The sequence below is a fragment of the Pectobacterium sp. CFBP8739 genome (assembly GCF_013449375.1).
In the GTDB taxonomy this organism is placed as follows: Bacteria; Pseudomonadota; Gammaproteobacteria; order Enterobacterales; family Enterobacteriaceae; genus Pectobacterium.
Window position 1 is genome coordinate 51,530 of sequence record NZ_JACDRR010000019.1, and the last position, 19,352, is coordinate 70,881.

Sequence of the window (19,352 nt, forward strand, 5' to 3'; positions counted from 1 at the left end):
TAAAAGCGGACATCACCACTGCGTTTCAAGCAGAAACCTCACTCATCAGCGGACGTAACAACCTTTCGCATATATATTTTTATGGAATTGAAAATCAATTTTTATTCTTTTACATGCATAAGTCTCCCCGTTAGAGTAGCGAAAAGACCGCCGTGTATGGCCTCATGTCATTGGTAAGGGACACAGGGAATGGAAAAAAATCATCCGCACGTTACAACTCTCGCCGCAGGGTTACTCTCGTTACTGTTTGCATTCAACCCCGGCGCGTACGCGGCGGAAACCGGAGAAAAACCGGTGTCCGGCGGTATTCTGAATGTTGGATTAGGCAGCGATACGCCGATTATCGACCCACACATTACGGCCTACGGCGTAACGGCGCTGATTGCACGTAACGTGGTGGATTCACTGGTAGGACAGGCGGAAGATAATCGCTTTACGCCCTGGCTGGCGGAAAGCTGGAAAATTAACGACAACAACACCGAATACACCTTCCATCTGCGTAAGGATGTGACGTTCAGCGATGGCACCAAACTGGATGCCGCAGCGGTGAAATACAACATCGAACGTATTCTCGATCCGAAAACCACCTCCAGTTACGCGAAATCGCTATTAGGCCCTATCGACAAGATCTCAACGCCGGATGATTACACGATTGTACTCCACTACAGCTCACCGTTTGCAGCGTTGTTGCAGGGGCTGAGCCTGCCGTATCTGGGCATTCAATCTCCGACGTACCTGAAAAAAACACCGAACACCAGTACCACAGTAGTAGGTTCCGGTCCGTTTATTCTTGACTCCTTTGTGAAAGGCAGCGGCAGCAAGCTGACGAAACGTCCTGATTACAACTGGGGACCGGGTTACGCCAAGCATACTGGCCCAGCCTATCTGGATGGTCTGGTGTTCAAATATCTACCGGAAGCGTCGGTTCGCCTTGGCGCACTGAGCAGCGGCCAGATTCAGGCCATTGACGCCGTACCACCGGCTAATTTCCCGACGGTGAAGCGCAATCCGAAGCTGGAAGTGATCACCTATGAGAACCCAGGTGTTAACCGCGTACTCTATCTCAACACTACCAAAGGCCCTTTCCAGGATGTCGCGGTGCGTAAGGCGTTCCAGAGCGCCGTAGATACCAACGCAGCGGTGAAAGTTGCGTTCTTTGGTACGCTGAAAGCCGCCGATAACGTGCTCGGCCCGGCCACGCTGTACTACGATCCGAGCGTGGCATCCCGCTGGGGCTTCGATGTGAAAAAAGCCAACGAACTACTGGATAACGCAGGCTGGAAACAGAAAGACGGCGAAGGCTTCCGAACCAAAGATGGCCAACGCCTGAGCGTCAGCTTCGTATACGCCTCAACCAACGTTGAAGCTGCGGATGTCGCGCTGTTCCAGGCGGTACAATATCAGGTGAAGCAGGCGGGCTTCGAAGTCAAACTGACGCCGGTTGATGCAGGTGAATTCACCACGCGCACCAATGCCAACGAGTACGATATCGCTTCTAACTACTTCGTACGTGCGGAGCCGGATATTCTGCGTACCGTTTTCGATTCAGCCTATGCGCCACCGAACGGCAACAACTTTACGCGCATCAGCGTACTGGATGACAAGCTGAGAAAAGCGATTGGTGCGGGCGAAGCAGAACGTAAACAGCTCTATAGCGAAATACAGCGTGAAGTCATCGATCAGGCGTATGTTGTTCCGCTGTACATTCCTGCCTACCAACTCGGCCTGTCCAAACAGGTACAGGGCATAGGCTGGGCCACCAACGCAAAACCGAACTTCTATGATGTCTGGATTAAACGTTAATCTGTACGCGATAGGTAAACGTCTTTTCACCATTCTGGCTGTGCTCTGGGGCGCAGCCACACTGACGTTTATTGCCGTCAAACTGATCCCCGGCGATCCGGTCGCCATTCTTAGCGGCGGCGACAACGTGGTGGATGAAGCCTATCGCGCCGTACTCATCAAACAATTCGGGCTCGACCAGCCGCTGTGGGTGCAATATCTGCGCTACTGCGGGCAGGCGCTACAAGGCGATTTTGGCGTCAGTTATCTTTATCGCCTACCTGTTGGCAGCGTAATTAGCGATGCGATGCATGAAACCCTGCCGCTGGCGCTCGGCGGTCTGATTCTGGCGTTGTTCCTTGCGATTACCAGCGCGCTGCTGACCGCAGGGCGTTATGGTACGCTGCGTACCACCGTTTCCTGGCTGGAACTGACGCTGCTTAGCACACCGGTCTACTGGATTGGGATCGTACTGCTGAGCCTGTTCAGCTTTCGTCTGCAATGGTTTCCGGTCACAGGCAACGACGGCGTAATGTCGCTGGTGTTGCCGGTTATCACGCTAAGTCTGCCGATTGCCGCGATTCTGAGTCAGGTACTGCGTGACGGCTTGGAAGAGGCGCTCTCCCAACCGTTTTCGTTAACCGTGCGCACGCGCGGCGTCAGCGAAATCGGACTGCGTTTTCGCCACGGTTTACGCCATGCGGCGCTGGCAGCCTCAACGCTGACCGGTACGCTTCTGGCAAGCGTACTCGGCGGTTCCGTGTTGACTGAAACCGTCTTTGGCCGCGCGGGTATCGGGCAAGTCACGCTGAGCGCGATTGAAAACCGCGACATGCCGCTGGTGCTGGGCGTCGTGATGCTGTCCGCGTTCCTGTTCGTCGTCATCAACCTGCTGGTGGATGCGCTGTATCTCATCATCGATCCCCGCTTACGTAAGAAAACGAGCGCCCATGAGTAGTGAACCGATGCCCTTTACGCAGACGCCCTCAAGAAAAACCTATCGCAGCCCGTGGCTGAGCACGGCGACACTATTGCCTGCTGCTATCGTTTTCCTGCTGGCGCTGGCAGTCTTTTTTCCTTCGCTGTTTACCAGCCGTACCGCCGATGAAATGGATATGGGCGCAGTATTTCAGCCACCGAACGCCACCTATTGGTTCGGCACCGATCAGCTGGGACGCGATATTTTTTCCCGCATCGTGCACGGCACCTCGCTGTCGCTGGGCATCGGCGTCGGCGCGATGCTGATCGCCTGCTTCGGCGGCGTGCTGTTTGGCACCCTGTCAGTGCTCGCGCCGCTGCGTATCCGTCAGGTTTTGGTGCGCCTGTTGGACATCATGCTGGCGTTTCCCGACCTGCTACTGGCATTGCTGGTGATCGCCGTACTGGGACGCGGACCGGAAAACACCATGTTGGCCGTTGGGCTGGCGGGGATTGCGGGTTATGCGCGTTTAATTCGCTCTCAGGTGCTGCAAGTCAGACTATCCGGCTATGTCGAGCATGCGATTGCGCTGGGTGAGCATCCGCTGTATATCGTTTTCCGCCATATCATTCCCAATACGCTGCGCCCGTTGTTGATTGTCGCCACCATTGGCGTCGGCCACGCGGTGCTGTCCGCCTCGGCGCTGAGCTTTCTGGGCTTGGGCGTCGTGCCACCGACCGCCGAATGGGGCGCGCTACTGGCTGACGGACGTAACTTTCTTGATATCGCTCCCTGGGTGAGCCTGCTGCCCGCCAGCGTCGTTGCGCTGTCGGTGATTTCTATTACGTTGCTGGGACGTCGTTTACAGGCCATTTTGGCAAAAGGAGAGGCACGATGAGCCTGAATTCCCTTCCTCACCCCTATCATGCAGCGGCATCCGAGAAGACGCCGCTGCTGCGCGTAGACGGCCTGAGCGTCACGTTTCCCAGCCCATTCGGCCCCATTCGTTCGGTTAAAAACCTCTCTTTTCAGGTCAATGCCGGAGAAATTCTGGCGCTGGTCGGCGAATCGGGTTCAGGGAAATCCGTCACCGCTCGCACGCTCGTGGGTCTGGCCGGTGAAAACGTTGACGTACAGGCAAACGCCATTGAGCTCACGCGCCATGACGGCAGTCTGTGTGATTTACGCTATCTGACCGACCGCGACTGGCGGGCGATTCGTGGCCGTGAAATCGGCTTTGTTTTACAGGATGCACTGGTGTCTCTCGATCCGCTGCGCAAGATCGGGCAGGAAGTCGCCGAACCGATTCTGACCCACCGCTTGCTGCCGCGTGAACAGGTTCCCGCACGCGTCGCCGAACTCCTGACAAAAGCAGGTATTCCCGATCCAGAGAACCGCGCCGCCCAATATCCGCATGAACTGTCCGGCGGCCTGCGCCAGCGAGCGCTTATTGCTTCCGCGTTGTCAGCCGGCCCACAGTTACTAATTGCCGATGAACCCACTACCGCGCTGGATGCCACCGTGCAAAAACAAGTGTTGAAAGTCTTCACCGCCTTGGCACAGGCAGGACACGGCGTTTTACTGATCACCCACGATCTTGCCGTCGTCGCTGAGGTGGCGGATCGCGTCATCGTGATGCAGAACGGATCGTTGGTAGAAGGCGGTGAGGCGCGACAGATCCTGTCAGCACCGACGCATCCCTACACCCGCAAATTGCTGGCAGCGATCCCAACGGCTTCTACGCGGGGAAAGTGGCTGGCTGGCGTCGATCCCTTACAGAATGGCATTGCTCCCTCAGCCGCGTCTCTGGCGACGACGCACACTGACGATACCATCGCCCTGACGGCGGATCGCATTGCAGTGTCGTTCAAGCGCCCTGATGGCAGTCGGATGCAGGCCGTCAATCAGGTGTCTCTCCAAATCAAACGCGGCGAAACGCTGGGCATCGTTGGAGAATCCGGTTCGGGGAAAACCACGCTGGGCAAAGTCATTCTGGCGCTGCAAAAACCGGACAGCGGCGAAGTCCGACTGGCGGACCATGCCTGGAGCACGTTAACAGAACGCGAACGCCGACCGCTGCGCGCACGCATTCAGACGATCACACAGGATCCGCTTAGCTCGTTCGATCCGCAATTTACCGTCGCCCAGATTCTGAATCAGCCGCTGCGTTTGCGCCGCGATTTAAGCGACGATGAGAAACAGCGGCGCATCCTGACGTTACTCGAGTATGTCGGCCTGACGCCCGACCTGCTGAGCCGCCGCCCAAGAGCGCTGTCCGGCGGGCAACGCCAGCGCGTCTCCATCGCACAGGCGCTGGCTTCGGAACCTGAGATTCTGATCTGCGACGAACCGGTATCGGCGCTGGACGTCACGACACAGGCGCAGGTGCTGGATTTGCTGGTCGCACTGCAACGCCAGTTAGGGCTAACGATGCTGTTCATCTCCCACGATTTGGGCGTGGTGCAGCACATGAGCCATCGCATCGCGGTCATGAAAGACGGGGATATCGTAGAAACCGGGCCGGTCGAGCAGATCTTCAATCAACCGCAGCACCCTTACACACGCCTGTTGCTTTCAACGGTGGCGGAGTAGCGCTGTTGAAGAAAGATTGGGTGGTTAAAAACGCGGCGACATTGTACAATGATAAGTACATATCAGGAGGGACAAATGCGTACAATTAGCTACAGTGAAGCCCGACAAAATCTATCGGCGACCATGATGAAAACGGTCGAAGACCGTGCTCCCATACTTATCACCCGACAGAATGGTGAAGCCTGCGTGCTGATGTCTTTGGAAGAGTATAACTCTCTAGAGGAGACCGCGTATTTACTGCGTTCACCAGCCAATGCCAAAAGACTGATGAACTCAATCGAGAGCCTTAAGGCTGGCAATGGCGAAGAAAGAGATATCATTGAGTGAAACTAATCTGGTCAGAAGAAGCATGGGAAGACTACCTGTACTGGCAGGACATCGATAAGCGGATGGTCAAAAAGATCAATGAATTAATAAAAGAAACGTGCAGAACACCTTTTGAGGGAAAAGGAAAACCAGAGCCACTTAAACATAACCTTGCTGGTTTCTGGTCGCGCCGTATCACCGAAGAACATCGTTTGGTTTATGCCATCACCGATGACGCCATGATGATCGCTGCCTGCCGCTACCACTATTAACCCGCCATTGATTCATCACACCCAATAGCTAAAAAGCGCCGTCACTCCACATTCAGGAAGCGCTGGCGATAGGCGCTGGGGGAGACGCCGAACGCCTGATGGAACACCACTGAGAAGTAGTTGCTGTCTTCAAAGCCACACAGCGCGGCGACGTCACCGATGGTTTGTAGGTCATAACGCAGCAGTTCCATCGCTTTGCAGAGCCGCAACTGGCGCAGGTAGTGTGGCACGCTCATGCCGGTTTGTTCTTTAAAGCGCGAACGTAAACTGCGAGCGCTGAAGTGATGCTGTTCGCAGAAGGCTTCAAAGCGGAACGGTGTCGCAATGCTGGCACGCAACGCATTCATCAACATATCCAACTGGTGCGCATCGGCCAATTGTGGATTATCCGGCGTGTGGCGATAGCGCGCCGCCAGCAGCGCAATCTGCAACAGCAGCGCTTCGCTCAGTTGCAGCGACAGCGCATCGGATTTCATGCACTCCTGCCTCAGCGCATCCACCTTCTCACGGAGGGTATCCATGCCTTCCGAGCCTAGACACCAGTGGCGCTGGCTTTGTGGGCGTTCCCCACTCGGCAGCAGCATTTGCCAGTCGGCAGATAGCGTCAGGCGGTTGCGAATATAGAGGATATTGTCCAGTTCTAGCCCGTTGACGGACTCATAGCTGTGGCGATCATTCGCGGAGACATAGAACATGTCGCCACGGGTAATACGGTAAGGCACATCGTTCCAGAGGTGCAGGCCATTCCCGCGCCAGACAATCACCAGTTCGTCAAAATCATGATGATGCAGTGGAAACGCTGGCTGCGGGTGCCGCTCGGCCACCATCACGGCATTCTTGTCGGTGAGGAAATAGTCTTCAGTCTGTAATTTCAAACCCCGTATTGCTGTCGTCATTCCCTCACCCGCCGTTGCTGTTACCTACTCTTCACGAGAAAACGCCTGATGGCGTAGTGACTTAGGCGCCTGCGAGAATGCCTTGCGGAATTGCGTCGAGAAGTGATTACTGTCGCTAAATCCACAGGCGTGCGCAATGGTGGTGATCGAGTCATCACTCTGCTGCAACCGCCGACGCGCCTCCAATAATCTTAACCGATTCAGATAGCGTTGTGGCGTCATACCCGTGTGTTGTTTGAGTTGGCGATGCAGCGTGCGCAGCGGCAGCGAGAACTGATCGGCTAGGCTCCCCCAGTTCACCTCTTCACTGTAGTTGTTTTGCAGCCAGCCCAGCAGCGCCTGTACACCCTGACGTTCGGAGCCGTTGGCCTGCGTTTGGAAGCACTGCTGACGCAACTGCACCAGAATGTGCAGAAACAGGCTCTCACTGGCGGCAATCGCTTCCGGCGCATCGCTCTGCGCTAATTCAGCTAGGCTGTTCAACGACTGCTTCAACTGCTGCATCCCCACAGCATTCACCTGCCACTGCCCCTGCCACTCACCGTTCGGGCCATATGGCAAGAAGGCGGCGATATCGGAAAGGAAGCGAAACCCGCGCGGCGAGCGGTACAACATGTTGGTCAGGCACAGCCCTTCCACGTCTTCAAACAGATGCCTGTCGTTATCGCGAACAAAGAACACCGAACCGCTGCACAGCGCATAAGGCTGATCGTTAAACACGTGGACGCCAGCGCCCTGTTCCACCAGCACAATTTCCCAGAAATCATGATAGTGTTCAGGAAACGCCGTTTGCGGCGTGCGCGGTTCTACCGCCACCGTTACGGCACGCGAAGTAAAAAAATCATCACCACGAAGTAGCGTCATTTCAGTTCTCCATTCGGCTTCTGGCAAAAATGCGGCCTTTGGAAAAGGGTAGCCAGAAGCCACAGAACCGACCTTAAATTACCGTCACCCACGTGCCGTCTGACTGCTCTTTTTTTAAGATCGCACCGCCCAATTAGTTGAAGTGTGGTAAGGATCACACCGCCTTTTCCCTGATTTTTTCATGGTTATTCACTAAATAATTTCCCAGATTGTGAGCCCTTTCACGGTCAGCTTTGTCATTTTGCCAGCCGCCTGTTGTTGATGGCACTCATAGGAAGGTGGCTACCGTTACCGCTCTTTACACTGCAACACATCCAACAATAAGGAGTGCGGCTATGGCGGTGAAGAATATCGTGGCGGTAGATTTGGGGGCATCCAGTGGTCGGGTCATGCTGGCAACCTTGCACACCGCAACGCAGCATCTGACGCTGAAAGAAATTCACCGTTTCAGCAACACGCTGGTATTTCAGGACAACCACCACCAGTGGGATCTCGCCGCACTGGAACGCGATATTCTCATCGGATTACATCAAATCGATGCCATGGGTATCGCGCCTGATAGCATTGGAATCGACAGTTGGGGCGTGGACTATGTGCTACTTGATAAGGACGGGCAGCGCGTTGGTCTGCCGTATTCCTATCGCGACCACCGCACCGATGGCGTAATGGCTACCGTCACCGCCGAGCTGGGGCGTGAGGCGATCTATCAGCGTACCGGTATTCAATTCCTGCCGTTTAATACGCTGTACCAGCTTAAAGCGCAGGGTGATGCGCCGTCTGAGAATCTGAATCAGGTGGCACACCTGTTGATGATCCCCGACTATTTTCATTATCGCCTCACGGGGAATCTGGTTTGCGAATACACCAACGCCAGTACAACCCAACTGCTTAATCTGGAAAAGAAAACCTGGGATGGCACGCTGCTGGACTATCTGGGTGTACCACGCCGCTGGTTGAGCGACCCCGTGCAGCCGGGGCACGTCGTAGGAAATTGGGTAGCACCGAGCGGACGGCAAATTCCCGTCACCGCCGTCGCTACGCACGATACCGCCAGTGCGGTGGTCGGTGCGCCATTGCAGAGCCGCGACAGCGCCTATCTCAGCTCCGGCACCTGGTCGCTGATGGGCATTGAGAGCGACACACCATTTAACAGCCCGCAGGCGCTGGCGGCCAATATCACCAACGAAGGCGGCGTAGACGGCACCTATCGGGTGCTGAAAAACATCATGGGCCTGTGGCTGTTACAGCGGGTCTGCCAGGAACGTGACATCAAGGATTTAGGCGCGCTGATTCAGTCCGCCGCCACTCTACCTGCCTTCGCCAGCCTGATTAACCCAAATGACGAGTGCTTTATCAATCCGCCGTCGATGCATCAGGCAATCCGCGACTATTGCCGTGAACATGGTCAGCCCGAACCTCAAAGCGATGCCGAGCTGGCACGCTGTATCTTCGACAGCCTCTCGCTGCTCTACCGCCAGGTGGTACTGGAACTGGGTGAACTGCGGCACGCACCGATCCGCCAGTTGCACATTGTCGGCGGCGGTAGCCAGAACGCTTTCCTGAACCAGCTGTGTGCCGATGTGTGCCAGATTCCGGTTCTGGCCGGACCGGTCGAAGCCTCGACGCTTGGCAATATTGGCTGCCAACTGATGGCGCTGGGCGCCGTCGCCGACCTTGCTGCTTTCCGACATATGCTGACTCATAACTTCCCTTTGCATCGCTATACCCCGCGTGCGGAGAGTGATTTTGCCGGGCACTGGCGTCGTTTTCAGGCGCTCAGCCAGCCAGAAACCGCCCCACAGGGCAAAAAGGAGACCACGCAATGAGCACACCGATTGAAACCGCCTGGCAGTTGGCGAAAGCGCGTTACGCCAGCCTGAATATTGACGTAGAGGCTGCGCTGGAACAGCTCGATCAGATCCCGGTGTCAATGCACTGCTGGCAGGGTGACGATGTGGCCGGATTCGAGAACACCGGTGGGCCGCTGACCGGCGGCATTCAGGCCACCGGCAACTACCCCGGCAAAGCGAGCACGCCAGATGAACTGCGTGCCGATCTGGAACAAGCCTTTGCGCTCATTCCCGGCCCCAAGCGGCTGAATCTGCACGCTATCTATCTGGAATCCGCGCAGCCCGTCGCCCGTAATGAAATTGCCCCCGAGCATTTCCGCACCTGGGTTGAGTGGGCTAAACGCCACCAGCTCGGGCTGGATTTTAACCCGACCTGCTTTTCGCATCCGCTGAGCGCGGACGGTTTTACCTTGTCGCACCCGGACGAAAAAGTACGTCGCTTCTGGATTGAACACTGTCAGGCTAGCCGCCGGATTTCTGCCTACTTCGGCCGCGAACTCGGTACGCCGTCCGTGATGAACATCTGGGTGCCGGACGGCATGAAAGACTTGACCATCGATCGTCTGGCGTTCCGCCAGCGGCTACTCAGCGCGCTGGACGAGATCATCGCTGAACCGCTCGATCAAGCACATCATATCGACGCAGTGGAAAGTAAGCTGTTCGGAATCGGCGCGGAAAGTTTCACCGTCGGCTCCAATGAATTCTACCTCGGCTACGCGGCCAGCCGCGGCACGGCACTCTGTCTGGATGCCGGGCACTTCCACCCGACCGAAGTCATTTCCGACAAGATTTCCAGCGCCATTCTCTACGTCCCACGTCTGCTGCTGCACGTTAGCCGTCCGGTTCGTTGGGACAGCGACCACGTGGTACTGTTAGACGACGAAACACAAGCCATTGCCCACGAAATCGTGCGCCATAAGCTGCTTAACCGCGTACATATCGGGCTCGATTTCTTCGATGCCTCAATCAACCGTATCGCCGCTTGGGTTATCGGCACACGCAACATGAAGAAAGCCCTGTTGCGTGCGCTATTAGAACCGACGGAAACGCTGCGCCAACTGGAACAAAACGGCGATTACACCGCGCGTCTGGCGCTGCTGGAAGAGCAGAAATCACTACCGTGGCAAGCCGTGTGGGAACACTACTGCCAGCGTCATGACGTACTTCCGGGTAGCGAATGGCTGCAACAGGTGCGTCAGTATGAAGAAACCATCCTCACTCAACGTCAAGGGTAAGACTATGCAAGCAATTCTCTCTTCCTGGTTTGTACAGGGAATGATTAAAGCCACCAGCGACATGTGGCTCAAAGGCTGGGACGAGCGTAACGGCGGTAACGTCAGCCTGCGCCTGACGGCTGAGGATGTGACACCTTATGAAAGCGATTTCTATCCGCAACCGCGCCATGAGGCGTTATCGCAACCGATGCCCGAACTGGCTGACTGCTGGTTTATCGTCACGGGTTCCGGCAAATTTTTCCGCAACGTTCAGTTAGATCCGGCCGATTCATTGGTCGTGTTGCAGGTCGATAGCGACGGCAAAGGCTATCGTATTTTCTGGGGGCTCACCAACGGCGGCCTGCCAACGTCTGAACTCGCCTCGCATTTCCAGTCGCACATTGTGCGTATGGGAGTGACCCACGGGCACGACCGCGTCATCATGCACTGCCACGCCACTAATCTGATCGCCTTGAGCTATGTGCTGAAACTGGATACCGCGACATTCACCCGTGAGTTGTGGGAGGGCAGCACGGAGTGTCTGGTCGTCTTCCCAGACGGCGTAGGCATTGTGCCGTGGATGGTGCCGGGCACCGACGCCATTGGCGATGCTACCTCTGAGCAAATGAAGCGTCATTCGCTGGTGCTGTGGCCCTTCCACGGCATTTTCGGCACCGGCCCGACGCTGGACGACGCCTTCGGCCTGATCGATACCGCAGAAAAATCTGCCGAAGTCATGGTGAAAGTCAGATCGATGGGCGGTAAGAAGCAGACGATTTCGACCGAAGAGCTGATCGCACTGGGTAAACGTTTCGGCGTCACCCCCATGGAAGCCGCGCTGCGCGTGTAGCAGGTTTTCGGCATACTATTATTCTCCGCAAAGTGACTTTCAGCCTCAAACCGCCACGGTCTTGCACCGTGGCGTTCTGCTAACGATTACAGAGGACTCATCCATGTTGCGTAAGGCTTTTGTGATGTCGGTTTTTCCTGACTGCCACGACGACTATCAACGTCGTCACAATCCTATCTGGCCTGAACTGGCCGAGGTGCTGAAAAACCACGGTGCGCACCACTACAGCATTTTTCTGGATAAACAGCGTAATCTGCTGTTTGGCTATGTCGAGGTCGAGTCCGAAGCACGCTGGGAAGCGATTGCACAAACGGATGTCTGCCAGCGCTGGTGGAAACACATGAGCGACATCATGCCATCCAATCCCGATAACAGCCCAGTTAGCGATGCGCTGCAACCCGTGTTTTATTTGGACTAAGGCGTGCTTGGCGCAAATCCTCATCGTGCAGCGGTAATGACATTACCGCTGTGTCATTATTGTTGAAGAGATAAAAAAGAAATAATTTGTCATTTAGTTAATGGCTTTCGTTACATATAGTTATTATTTTTAGTAAATACATAAATATTTATTGATTATTGATGGCTATCACATTTTATTCCCCCTATTTGTGAATAGTCCAACTCTCACGCTAGAAATAAAAACATTTATTAAAACAATGTTTAACAAGCATCCTTCACATAAAAAATAAATGAATGAAAAAACAAAAATAAACGAAATTTAGTGTCGGAAAAATCAAGTTTGTTATTATTAAATACCGTTTACATCCTGCACCCTCTTTATCTAATTACGCATTATAAAGATCTTATTTTATTTGCCGTTATCACTGTTACCTTCTCTCTAATAATCAATAAGAATAGCGATGAAATTTTCTCAACTCACAGTATTTTCCAAACTATTACTCGGATTTTCCGTCCTGATCGCCATGATGTTGCTATTAGGGGTGGTTTCACTACTCCAGCTTAGCGTTAATAATAGCCGTATTGATGAATTAAGCAGCAGCAGCCTACCCGGTGTGCGATATAGTCTGGAAATGCGTGGCGCGTTGTCTGAAACGCGATTACAGCAAATACAGTATATCGACTCCAAAACGCCCGAAGAGCGTGAAGGCCACCGCAAAGAATTACTGCAAAACGCCGATACTTTCCTTGCTGCGTTTAAAAATTACCAAAGCGTTGCCAATAGCGAGGATAAAAAAGCGCTGATTAAAATCATCGGCGATAATTTCTCCGGCTTTAACTCGGTCAACGCCACGCTGATTGATACCGTGAACCGGGGCGATCTGGCTGAAGCGAGCAAAATCAGCGGCGCAAGCTCCGCTAAGTATCGTAGCCAGTTAATGAAAGATCTGGCCAAGCTGGTGGATATGGAAGTGGCGACGGCAAAAGGTATCGTCGCCAGCGCCGATTCGACTTATCGGACATCGCAGTTCTATGTTTGGGGATTGCTACTGCTCGCTCTGCTGACGACCACCGTTATAGCCACCCTTATCTCACGCAATATCTCACGCCAGCTCGGCGGCGACCCGCATTACGCACAGGAAATCATGACCGAGATTGCCTCCGGTAATCTCGCAACGGAAATCAAACTGCGCCAAGGGGACAACAGCAGCCTACTGGCTTCCATCAACTACATGAACCAGCAGTTGATGAACATCGTACATACCATCATGAACGGTAGTGAATCCATCTCGCTGGCATCCAGCGAGATTGCTCAGGGCAACAGCGACCTGTCGCAGCGTACCGAAGAGCAGGCAGCCTCGCTGATTCAGGCATCGGCCAATATGCAGCAGTTGACACACACCGTGCGCCAGAATGCGGATAACGCCAAGGAAGCTAGCCAACTGGCACAGCAAACCTCGGAAACGGCTTCTCAGGGCGGGCTTATCGTGGACGACATGCTCAAGCGCATGCATGAGATCTCCGACAGTTCACAGAAGATCGTCGATATTATCGCCGTGATCGAAGGGATCGCTTTCCAGACCAACATCCTTGCACTGAACGCCGCAGTAGAAGCCGCCAGAGCGGGTAGCGAAGGAAAAGGTTTTGCCGTCGTTGCAGGAGAAGTTCGGACGTTGGCACAGAAGAGCGCCAACGCCGCCAAAGAGATCAAAACGCTGATCGAAGGCACCGTCGAGAAAATTACCGATGGCTCTGCGCGAGCAGACAAAGCCAGCCAGGCGATGTCGGAGATTGTGCAGTCGGTGAAAAAGGTCACCGATATCGTGGCGGAAATTTCTCAAGCTTCTAACGAGCAGCACATCGGCATCAAAGAGATTAGCGTGGCAGTAGAACAAATGGATCGGGTTACCCAGCAGAACGCTGCGCTGGTTGAAGAATCCGCCACGGCAGCCCATGCGATGACGGAACAGGGGGAGCAACTGCGCGATGCGGTTCGTTTCTTCAAAGTCAATCAGGACCACATGCTGAGAATTCATTAATTCCCCTCTGCCCCGCTGGCTACCCGGCGGGGCACATAGGCTTTCAGCGCCTGCCTTTTCACACGTCGCACCGAAGAACAACGCAATATCATTATTCGTCGTCCCTTAGTCGGTCTCATGAACCAACGTTGACGTTTGATTGAGGCAACCAGAACTGTCACCCGCCGTGTGTGCCCAAAAAAATCGGATAATAAAGGCATATTACATACCAAAACCATCGTTTGATTCCGCACACAATCAGGCAGGATAGAGAGGCATCACATTTGCCACGATCATTTGATATTTCACACTACGGACAATAGAAAATCGGTAAAAGGAGTTAAATGATGATACCTGCACGACTAAGGAAAGCCTTATTACTCACTCTGGCTTTGGCCTCCGCGGCCACTTTCAACGTAATGAGCGCCATAGCAAGCTCAGCTTCAGCAGCGAGTGTAGAGGCGACAGGCCTCGTTGATAGCATTACCTTTGGTGATACGGCGTCGGAAAGCGGTCACGGCCTCAATGGAGAAAACAGCCAAACCTTCTCAGGTGCATTGGGCGAATCAGCCCGTAAATTACTCCCTTTTCAGCAAACGAGTATTTATGGCGGCAGTCTGACATTTACCATGCAGGTCGATCCACTGCGTCGCAATTATGTTTCTGTCAAACTGTGGGGGGAAGACGACGGCAATATAAACACGGGCCGTCTCTACCTTTATATGATCAAAGACGGTGTCGAATATCAAATAGGCTATCGCCATGAAGGCGACTATGCCCCGCTCAGCGTCGCTCACTGGCATAAGCCGCTACCGGGGCGTTTTTTCTACTCTACGACGCTACTGCCTTATGCTATGACCAGAGGCAGCACGTCCGTCACGCTGAAAATCGTCTCCACTGGACGGCTTTATCCCTTCGGTTCCGGCGGGCCTGAATCTACCAGTCCTTATCAGTATGCGATGAACCAGCCAAGCCGAGGTATTTATCGCGCCTACACGCATGTCGACCCCTTTCTTAACGTCGCGGGAGAAAAACAGGGCAGTGAGCCAACCGTAACGACACGCCCTTCACCAGGCGATGACATTCTCGGCACAAACGGTCAGTTTCGTACTGCGGTGAATAACCGGATTAAGGCGCTTCTCAATAAATCAGCCACTACCGATGCACTATCTGGGGGAGATTTACGCTATCTGGCGCGCGCCTGGTCCGTTCCCGAGTTGTCTGGCTACAAGGATGTGGCTATCGTAGACAAAGTCACTGCAACACTCGATGCCTACGCTACGGCGTATTATGCCGATCCCAGCCTGGCGACAAAAAGCTGGGGCGGCCATTACGGCGATGTAGGGCAGGCGATCTATTACCTTAAAGATGCCTTCACATCTGCGCAGCTTAATGCCTCCGTCAACTACGGCAGCGTGGGTAATAAATCGCGCCGTCTCGCCTGGGCTGACATGCTGTTCGCCAGCCGTGAGTTTGGTCGCCAAAAAGACCGCAGAACCTTGACGAACCAATCACTGATCGCTAGCACCAATATTTATTTCGCGAATAAAGGGATGCTGACATTAGGCGATTCACGTGCCTTTACAGAGAACATTGCACAGCGTTATATCAAAGAAGCCGCAGGCATGTTGCCTTGGATGGGGAATGATCTTAACGGACCGGAAGAAGGCGGACAAAAACCGTATGGCAGTCATTATTATCAGGTAACCAACAAAGGCCAGACACGCGAATGGGGCTATCTCGGAGCGGGCTATGGTGAAGTTCAATCGTACCTTGCAGAGTATTATCGAGTGACAGGTAACGAAGATTTTCGCAAGCAGATGATCAAAATGGCCAACGCTCGTGCGCCTTTCCGTCGCCCAGCGATTGAAATGAGTAACGGTGCCAATTACCGTGCGATGGAAGCCATCGGCCTGCTAGCTTGGCGTGGCGCACACGAGAGTGACGGTAATTTCGCGGGCTATCTCGCTTACGTTGATACACTCAACACCAATGAACGCGCTAAAGCGTTGCGCGTCGCTGCCGCCAGCAAAGATGCAACTCTGATTGGTTATGCTAAACAGATGCTGGAAGACAATCAATTCTTTACCAATCTGAACGGTGCAGATTCTGCTTTTGAAGCGCTGGATGTTTTTGCCGATTATCAGACGATCAAAACCGCAAGCGACAGCGGTACACGTCTGCCAATGAGCGAAGGACAGCCGGATTTCGCCTGGGCGGACGAAGAGAACGCCATCGTAGCCGTCAAAAAAGGTAATGAGCGACTGTGGCTGACGACATATTGGCAAGCCAAAGCAGGAACCGGCATCAATGGATTGGCGCGTTTCCACTTCAGTACATCGGGTTATGATCAATATGGTGTACTGGAAACCACCCCTATTTTTCGTTCAGCGATAAGCTATACGCGTCCTAACCGCATCGATATGCCGGAGAAAACACCCTATACGCCCCCCAATCCGCCGACTAACGCCTATGCTGGGGAAATCCTGCCACTTGGCATGAAACCTGAAGAGGCATCTAATGATGAACCTTTCCGAGGCAAGGCCGATTTCTATGCCGCACGTTTCGGCCACTATCTCATTGGTATTAATGCCAGCGCCGACAACCGCTACGCCCTGAAAACACCAGTCGGCTTTAAGGGTGCGGAAGATCTGGTATCACAGCGAACGCTGTCCGGTAACGTGACCGTCGATCCACGCTCTACCGTTGTGCTCTACTTGAATGATACCCGTGATGCCAAGGCCGTACCCAGCACGCCACTGCATCTGGGGTCACAGAATACCAACGGTGTAAATGCATTATTTTGGACACCATCATCAGGCAGCCAGAACTATAAAGTGATGCGATCCACCAGCGAAAACGGGACGTACCAAGCCATCGCCACTGTCACGGACAACAGCTATAGCGACCGCTCTGGCGGAGCAACTGGTCGTTACTATTACCGGATCGTAGCCACCAACAGCAATGGGGAAAGTATCCCTTCAATGGTTACCCACCCCTGATAACACCGCTATCCACCTGCACGTAGCCCTAATCCATTGGGGCTACGCCACATGAGCCTTTCGTTTATCCGTTACCCCACTCGTATTCAAACTTCAACAACACCTTTCCATCACCACGCACCGCACCTGTAACGCAAATGCCTACATTTGGTTATTAAAAAGTGAAATCAAAAGATAATTTAGGACCTGACAGTGAAATCGTCTTATGAAATAAGCGCAATCAGTGCAGATATCGCTTTTTATAGGCTATATCTTATAAAGGCTAAATCATTGCTTCATATCGCCGAAACTAAATTAACCCTGTTAACTTTTGCAAACTGCGCATGTCAGGAAAGGACGACTTGCTGGTTATGGAGCACACCTATGAAATTCCTTCATCACATCTCGATCCGTAGTAAATTCATTCTTGCCCTTATTCCAACCATCTTGGCTCTACTGTGGTTCAGTTTTTCTGGCGTGATGGAACGCCGCGATGCGGAAAATGAAATGGTCAGGATGGCAAAACTGATTACGCTGGCGCGCGATGCGGGGGAATTTGTCCACCAATTACAGCGTGAACGAGGTTTGAGTGCAGGCTATTTTGGTAGTCAAGGGAAAAAATTTGGTTCAGAGCTCACCACACAACGTCAGGACACCGATCGGGCACAACAGCAATTTCAACAAACGGCCACGAATCTCAGCAATAGCGAACTCGGTAACGATGTAAGTGGAGAAGTTGGTAAAATTGCGCAAAAAGTGCAGCAGCTTGGCGAGTTTCGTCGCAATATCGACAGCATGTCGATCTCTGTCACTCAAGCGCTCGGCTACTATTCCGAATCCATCGGCTATTTGCTAAACATTGTCGGTGATATGACCCATCTAGTCAGCGACGGCGGCATTGTTCAGCGACTGGCAGCCTATTACAACCTGCTGAATGTTAAAGAGCAGGCGGGGCTCGAACGCGCCGTGCTTTCTAACACCTTTTCCGCTAACAACTTTGCCGCCGGTATGCTCGAGCGGCTGAACCAGATGGTCGGCCGAGGAGATGCCTATACCACGGCCTACTACATGTTCGCGAATGCCGACCTACGTAGGGCTTTTGAGCAAGCACTCAGCAATCCATCCGCACAAAACGCGCTTCAGATGCGCAATAAGGCCATCGCTTCTCCTAGCGGTAACTTTGGCATTGATGCCAGCCAGTGGTTTAACCAGCAAACGGCGAAAATCGATGAGTTGAAAAAAGTTGAACAGCTCGTCGCCAACGATCTGGCAACACAGGTGAATACCTTAGCCGCCGAGGCCCGTCAGTCCTGGATTAGCTATCTGGCTGGCGCACTCATTTCTCTGCTCATGGCGCTCGGTCTTGCTTCCATGGTTATGCGCAGCATCAACGAACAACTGCAGCAAACCCTGACTACCATTCGCGAAATGGGCGGAGATCTTACACGCCGCCTGCACGTACTGGGCACCGACGAACTTTCACAACTGAATCAGGCATATAACGCCTCGTTGGAAAATATCGCTGATATGGTAGTGAGTATTAAACACAGCTCTCAGACTATCGGACGTGCCAGTAGCGAGATCGCTAACGGCAATCAGGATCTGGCGCAGCGTACCGAAGAACAGTCCGCTTCGCTGGTGCAAACCGCCAGCAGCATGGAAGAGATTACCGTCACGGTAAAACAAACCGCTGACTTTGCCGGACAGGCGCGTCAGTTGACGACAGAAGTAGACGATCAGGCGCAACGCGTCGGCGCTATTACCGAATCTGCCAGCAGCGCGATGGAAAAAATTCAGGACGCCAGCCAGCGCGTAAACGCGGTGGTGACAGCTATTGATGCCATTGCTTTTCAGACCAACCTGCTGGCGCTGAACGCAGCGGTTGAAGCCGCGCGCGCGGGCCAACATGGTCGTGGGTTCTCAGTCGTTGCGGCGGAAGTTCGTCAGTTATCACAACGTAGTGCTGATGAAGCGGGTAAAATCCGCGCGCTCATCGCCGACAGTATTGCCAGCGTCAGCGAAGGCACGAAGCTGGTGAACCAATCGAACAGTGGGATTAGCGATATCGTCTCTGGCACGCGTAAAGTTCGCGATCTGGTGAATGAAATCGCGGTCGCCGCCGATGAACAGTCACTGGGTATCGCGCAAATTAACGAAGCACTCAGCCAACTGGAGATGGTCACGCAGCAGAATGCGACACTGGTTTCTCAGGCCTCCGTTGCAAGCCAAATGCTGGATGAGCAGGCGATTGAAATGGAATCGCTAGTCAGCCGTTTCAAGGTTGATGACAACCCACCACAGCAGACGTTACAACAAACGTTACAGCGACCTTTACCGCAAGCGCGGTTATCAAGGTAGGCCAACGAGAGCGAAATTCATGGCTATCACGGCGGTGAATGCCTCGCGCAG

General features: G+C 53.7%; 15 protein-coding genes. 13 read left to right on the top strand and 2 right to left on the bottom strand.

The features are described from left to right. Window positions 1-189: 189 nt before the first annotated feature. From H0247_RS14220 to H0247_RS14245, 6 genes are all read left to right on the top strand, one after another. Entirely contained in the window at window positions 190-1,803 is a 1,614-nt protein-coding gene (locus H0247_RS14220) for an ABC transporter substrate-binding protein (protein ID WP_180743125.1), read from the top strand. Continuing rightward, complete coding sequence (locus H0247_RS14225) at window positions 1,781-2,740, top strand: ABC transporter permease (RefSeq protein ID WP_180743126.1); 960 nt, start codon at window positions 1,781-1,783, stop codon at window positions 2,738-2,740. The genes H0247_RS14220 and H0247_RS14225 overlap by 23 nt, the downstream gene beginning before the upstream one ends. Beyond that, complete coding sequence (locus H0247_RS14230) at window positions 2,733-3,599, top strand: ABC transporter permease (protein WP_180743127.1); 867 nt, start codon at window positions 2,733-2,735, stop codon at window positions 3,597-3,599. Before H0247_RS14225 ends, H0247_RS14230 begins: the two co-directional genes overlap by 8 nt. Further along, window positions 3,596-5,293 (top strand): ABC transporter ATP-binding protein, encoded by a 1,698-nt coding sequence (locus tag H0247_RS14235; protein ID WP_180743128.1) that lies wholly within the window; start codon window positions 3,596-3,598, stop codon window positions 5,291-5,293. Before H0247_RS14230 ends, H0247_RS14235 begins: the two co-directional genes overlap by 4 nt. A gap of 75 nt (window positions 5,294-5,368) precedes the next feature. After that, window positions 5,369-5,620, top strand: a complete 252-nt coding sequence (gene yefM, locus H0247_RS14240) for a YoeB-YefM toxin-antitoxin system antitoxin YefM (RefSeq protein ID WP_039324900.1) — start codon at window positions 5,369-5,371, stop codon at window positions 5,618-5,620. Next, entirely contained in the window at window positions 5,617-5,871 is a 255-nt protein-coding gene (locus H0247_RS14245) for a Txe/YoeB family addiction module toxin (RefSeq protein WP_180743129.1), read from the top strand. The genes yefM and H0247_RS14245 overlap by 4 nt, the downstream gene beginning before the upstream one ends. Before the next feature lie 41 nt (window positions 5,872-5,912). Here H0247_RS14245 and H0247_RS14250 read toward each other — a convergent pair whose 3' ends face one another. Both H0247_RS14250 and rhaS read right to left on the bottom strand, forming a co-directional pair. Further along, window positions 5,913-6,767, bottom strand: coding sequence for a helix-turn-helix domain-containing protein (locus tag H0247_RS14250; RefSeq protein WP_180743130.1), 855 nt, complete (start codon window positions 6,765-6,767; stop codon window positions 5,913-5,915). A gap of 24 nt (window positions 6,768-6,791) precedes the next feature. Further along, on the bottom strand, window positions 6,792-7,631 hold the full coding sequence (gene rhaS, locus H0247_RS14255; RefSeq protein WP_180743131.1) for an HTH-type transcriptional activator RhaS: 840 nt from the start codon (window positions 7,629-7,631) through the stop codon (window positions 6,792-6,794). Between the two features lie 335 nt (window positions 7,632-7,966). Here rhaS and rhaB point away from each other — a divergent pair, with 335 nt between their 5' ends. The 7 genes from rhaB (at window position 7,967) to H0247_RS14290 (ending at window position 19,301) form a co-directional block, all read left to right on the top strand. Continuing rightward, complete coding sequence (gene rhaB / locus H0247_RS14260) at window positions 7,967-9,457, top strand: rhamnulokinase (RefSeq protein ID WP_180743132.1); 1,491 nt, start codon at window positions 7,967-7,969, stop codon at window positions 9,455-9,457. Next, on the top strand, window positions 9,454-10,716 hold the full coding sequence (locus H0247_RS14265; protein WP_180743133.1) for an L-rhamnose isomerase: 1,263 nt from the start codon (window positions 9,454-9,456) through the stop codon (window positions 10,714-10,716). The genes rhaB and H0247_RS14265 overlap by 4 nt, the downstream gene beginning before the upstream one ends. A 4-nt stretch (window positions 10,717-10,720) precedes the next feature. Next, a complete protein-coding gene (rhaD, locus tag H0247_RS14270) occupies window positions 10,721-11,545 on the top strand; it encodes a rhamnulose-1-phosphate aldolase (RefSeq protein ID WP_180743210.1) in 825 nt (274 codons plus the stop codon). 103 nt (window positions 11,546-11,648) lie between these two features. Continuing rightward, window positions 11,649-11,963 carry an L-rhamnose mutarotase gene (rhaM, locus tag H0247_RS14275; protein WP_180743134.1) on the top strand — a complete coding sequence of 105 codons (315 nt, stop codon included), beginning with the start codon at window positions 11,649-11,651 and terminating at the stop codon, window positions 11,961-11,963. Window positions 11,964-12,405: 442 nt separating this feature from the next. Then, window positions 12,406-13,983 carry a methyl-accepting chemotaxis protein gene (locus H0247_RS14280; RefSeq protein ID WP_180743135.1) on the top strand — a complete coding sequence of 526 codons (1,578 nt, stop codon included), beginning with the start codon at window positions 12,406-12,408 and terminating at the stop codon, window positions 13,981-13,983. A gap of 323 nt (window positions 13,984-14,306) precedes the next feature. Beyond that, window positions 14,307-16,964: a fibronectin type III domain-containing protein gene (locus H0247_RS14285; RefSeq protein WP_255433980.1), complete on the top strand. Its 2,658-nt coding sequence runs from the start codon at window positions 14,307-14,309 to the stop codon at window positions 16,962-16,964. A gap of 363 nt (window positions 16,965-17,327) precedes the next feature. Then, window positions 17,328-19,301 (top strand): methyl-accepting chemotaxis protein, encoded by a 1,974-nt coding sequence (locus H0247_RS14290; RefSeq protein WP_180743136.1) that lies wholly within the window; start codon window positions 17,328-17,330, stop codon window positions 19,299-19,301. The last annotated feature ends 51 nt before the right edge of the window (window positions 19,302-19,352 follow it).

What these genes read in the sequence shown, in the direction of transcription:
- H0247_RS14265 (WP_180743133.1), top strand. Translation starts at nt 9,454, where the DNA reads ATGAGCACACCGATTGAAACCGCCTGGCAGTTGGCGAAAGCGCGTTAC.
- H0247_RS14290 (WP_180743136.1), top strand. Translation starts at nt 17,328, where the DNA reads ATGAAATTCCTTCATCACATCTCGATCCGTAGTAAATTCATTCTTGCC.
- H0247_RS14285 (WP_255433980.1), top strand. Translation starts at nt 14,307, where the DNA reads ATGATGATACCTGCACGACTAAGGAAAGCCTTATTACTCACTCTGGCT.
- H0247_RS14235 (WP_180743128.1), top strand. Translation starts at nt 3,596, where the DNA reads ATGAGCCTGAATTCCCTTCCTCACCCCTATCATGCAGCGGCATCCGAG.
- H0247_RS14280 (WP_180743135.1), top strand. Translation starts at nt 12,406, where the DNA reads ATGAAATTTTCTCAACTCACAGTATTTTCCAAACTATTACTCGGATTT.
- rhaD (WP_180743210.1), top strand. Translation starts at nt 10,721, where the DNA reads ATGCAAGCAATTCTCTCTTCCTGGTTTGTACAGGGAATGATTAAAGCC.
- H0247_RS14225 (WP_180743126.1), top strand. Translation starts at nt 1,781, where the DNA reads ATGATGTCTGGATTAAACGTTAATCTGTACGCGATAGGTAAACGTCTT.
- H0247_RS14250 (WP_180743130.1), bottom strand. Translation starts at nt 6,767, where the DNA reads ATGACGACAGCAATACGGGGTTTGAAATTACAGACTGAAGACTATTTC.
- H0247_RS14220 (WP_180743125.1), top strand. Translation starts at nt 190, where the DNA reads ATGGAAAAAAATCATCCGCACGTTACAACTCTCGCCGCAGGGTTACTC.
- yefM (WP_039324900.1), top strand. Translation starts at nt 5,369, where the DNA reads ATGCGTACAATTAGCTACAGTGAAGCCCGACAAAATCTATCGGCGACC.
- H0247_RS14230 (WP_180743127.1), top strand. Translation starts at nt 2,733, where the DNA reads ATGAGTAGTGAACCGATGCCCTTTACGCAGACGCCCTCAAGAAAAACC.
- rhaB (WP_180743132.1), top strand. Translation starts at nt 7,967, where the DNA reads ATGGCGGTGAAGAATATCGTGGCGGTAGATTTGGGGGCATCCAGTGGT.
- rhaS (WP_180743131.1), bottom strand. Translation starts at nt 7,631, where the DNA reads ATGACGCTACTTCGTGGTGATGATTTTTTTACTTCGCGTGCCGTAACG.
- rhaM (WP_180743134.1), top strand. Translation starts at nt 11,649, where the DNA reads ATGTTGCGTAAGGCTTTTGTGATGTCGGTTTTTCCTGACTGCCACGAC.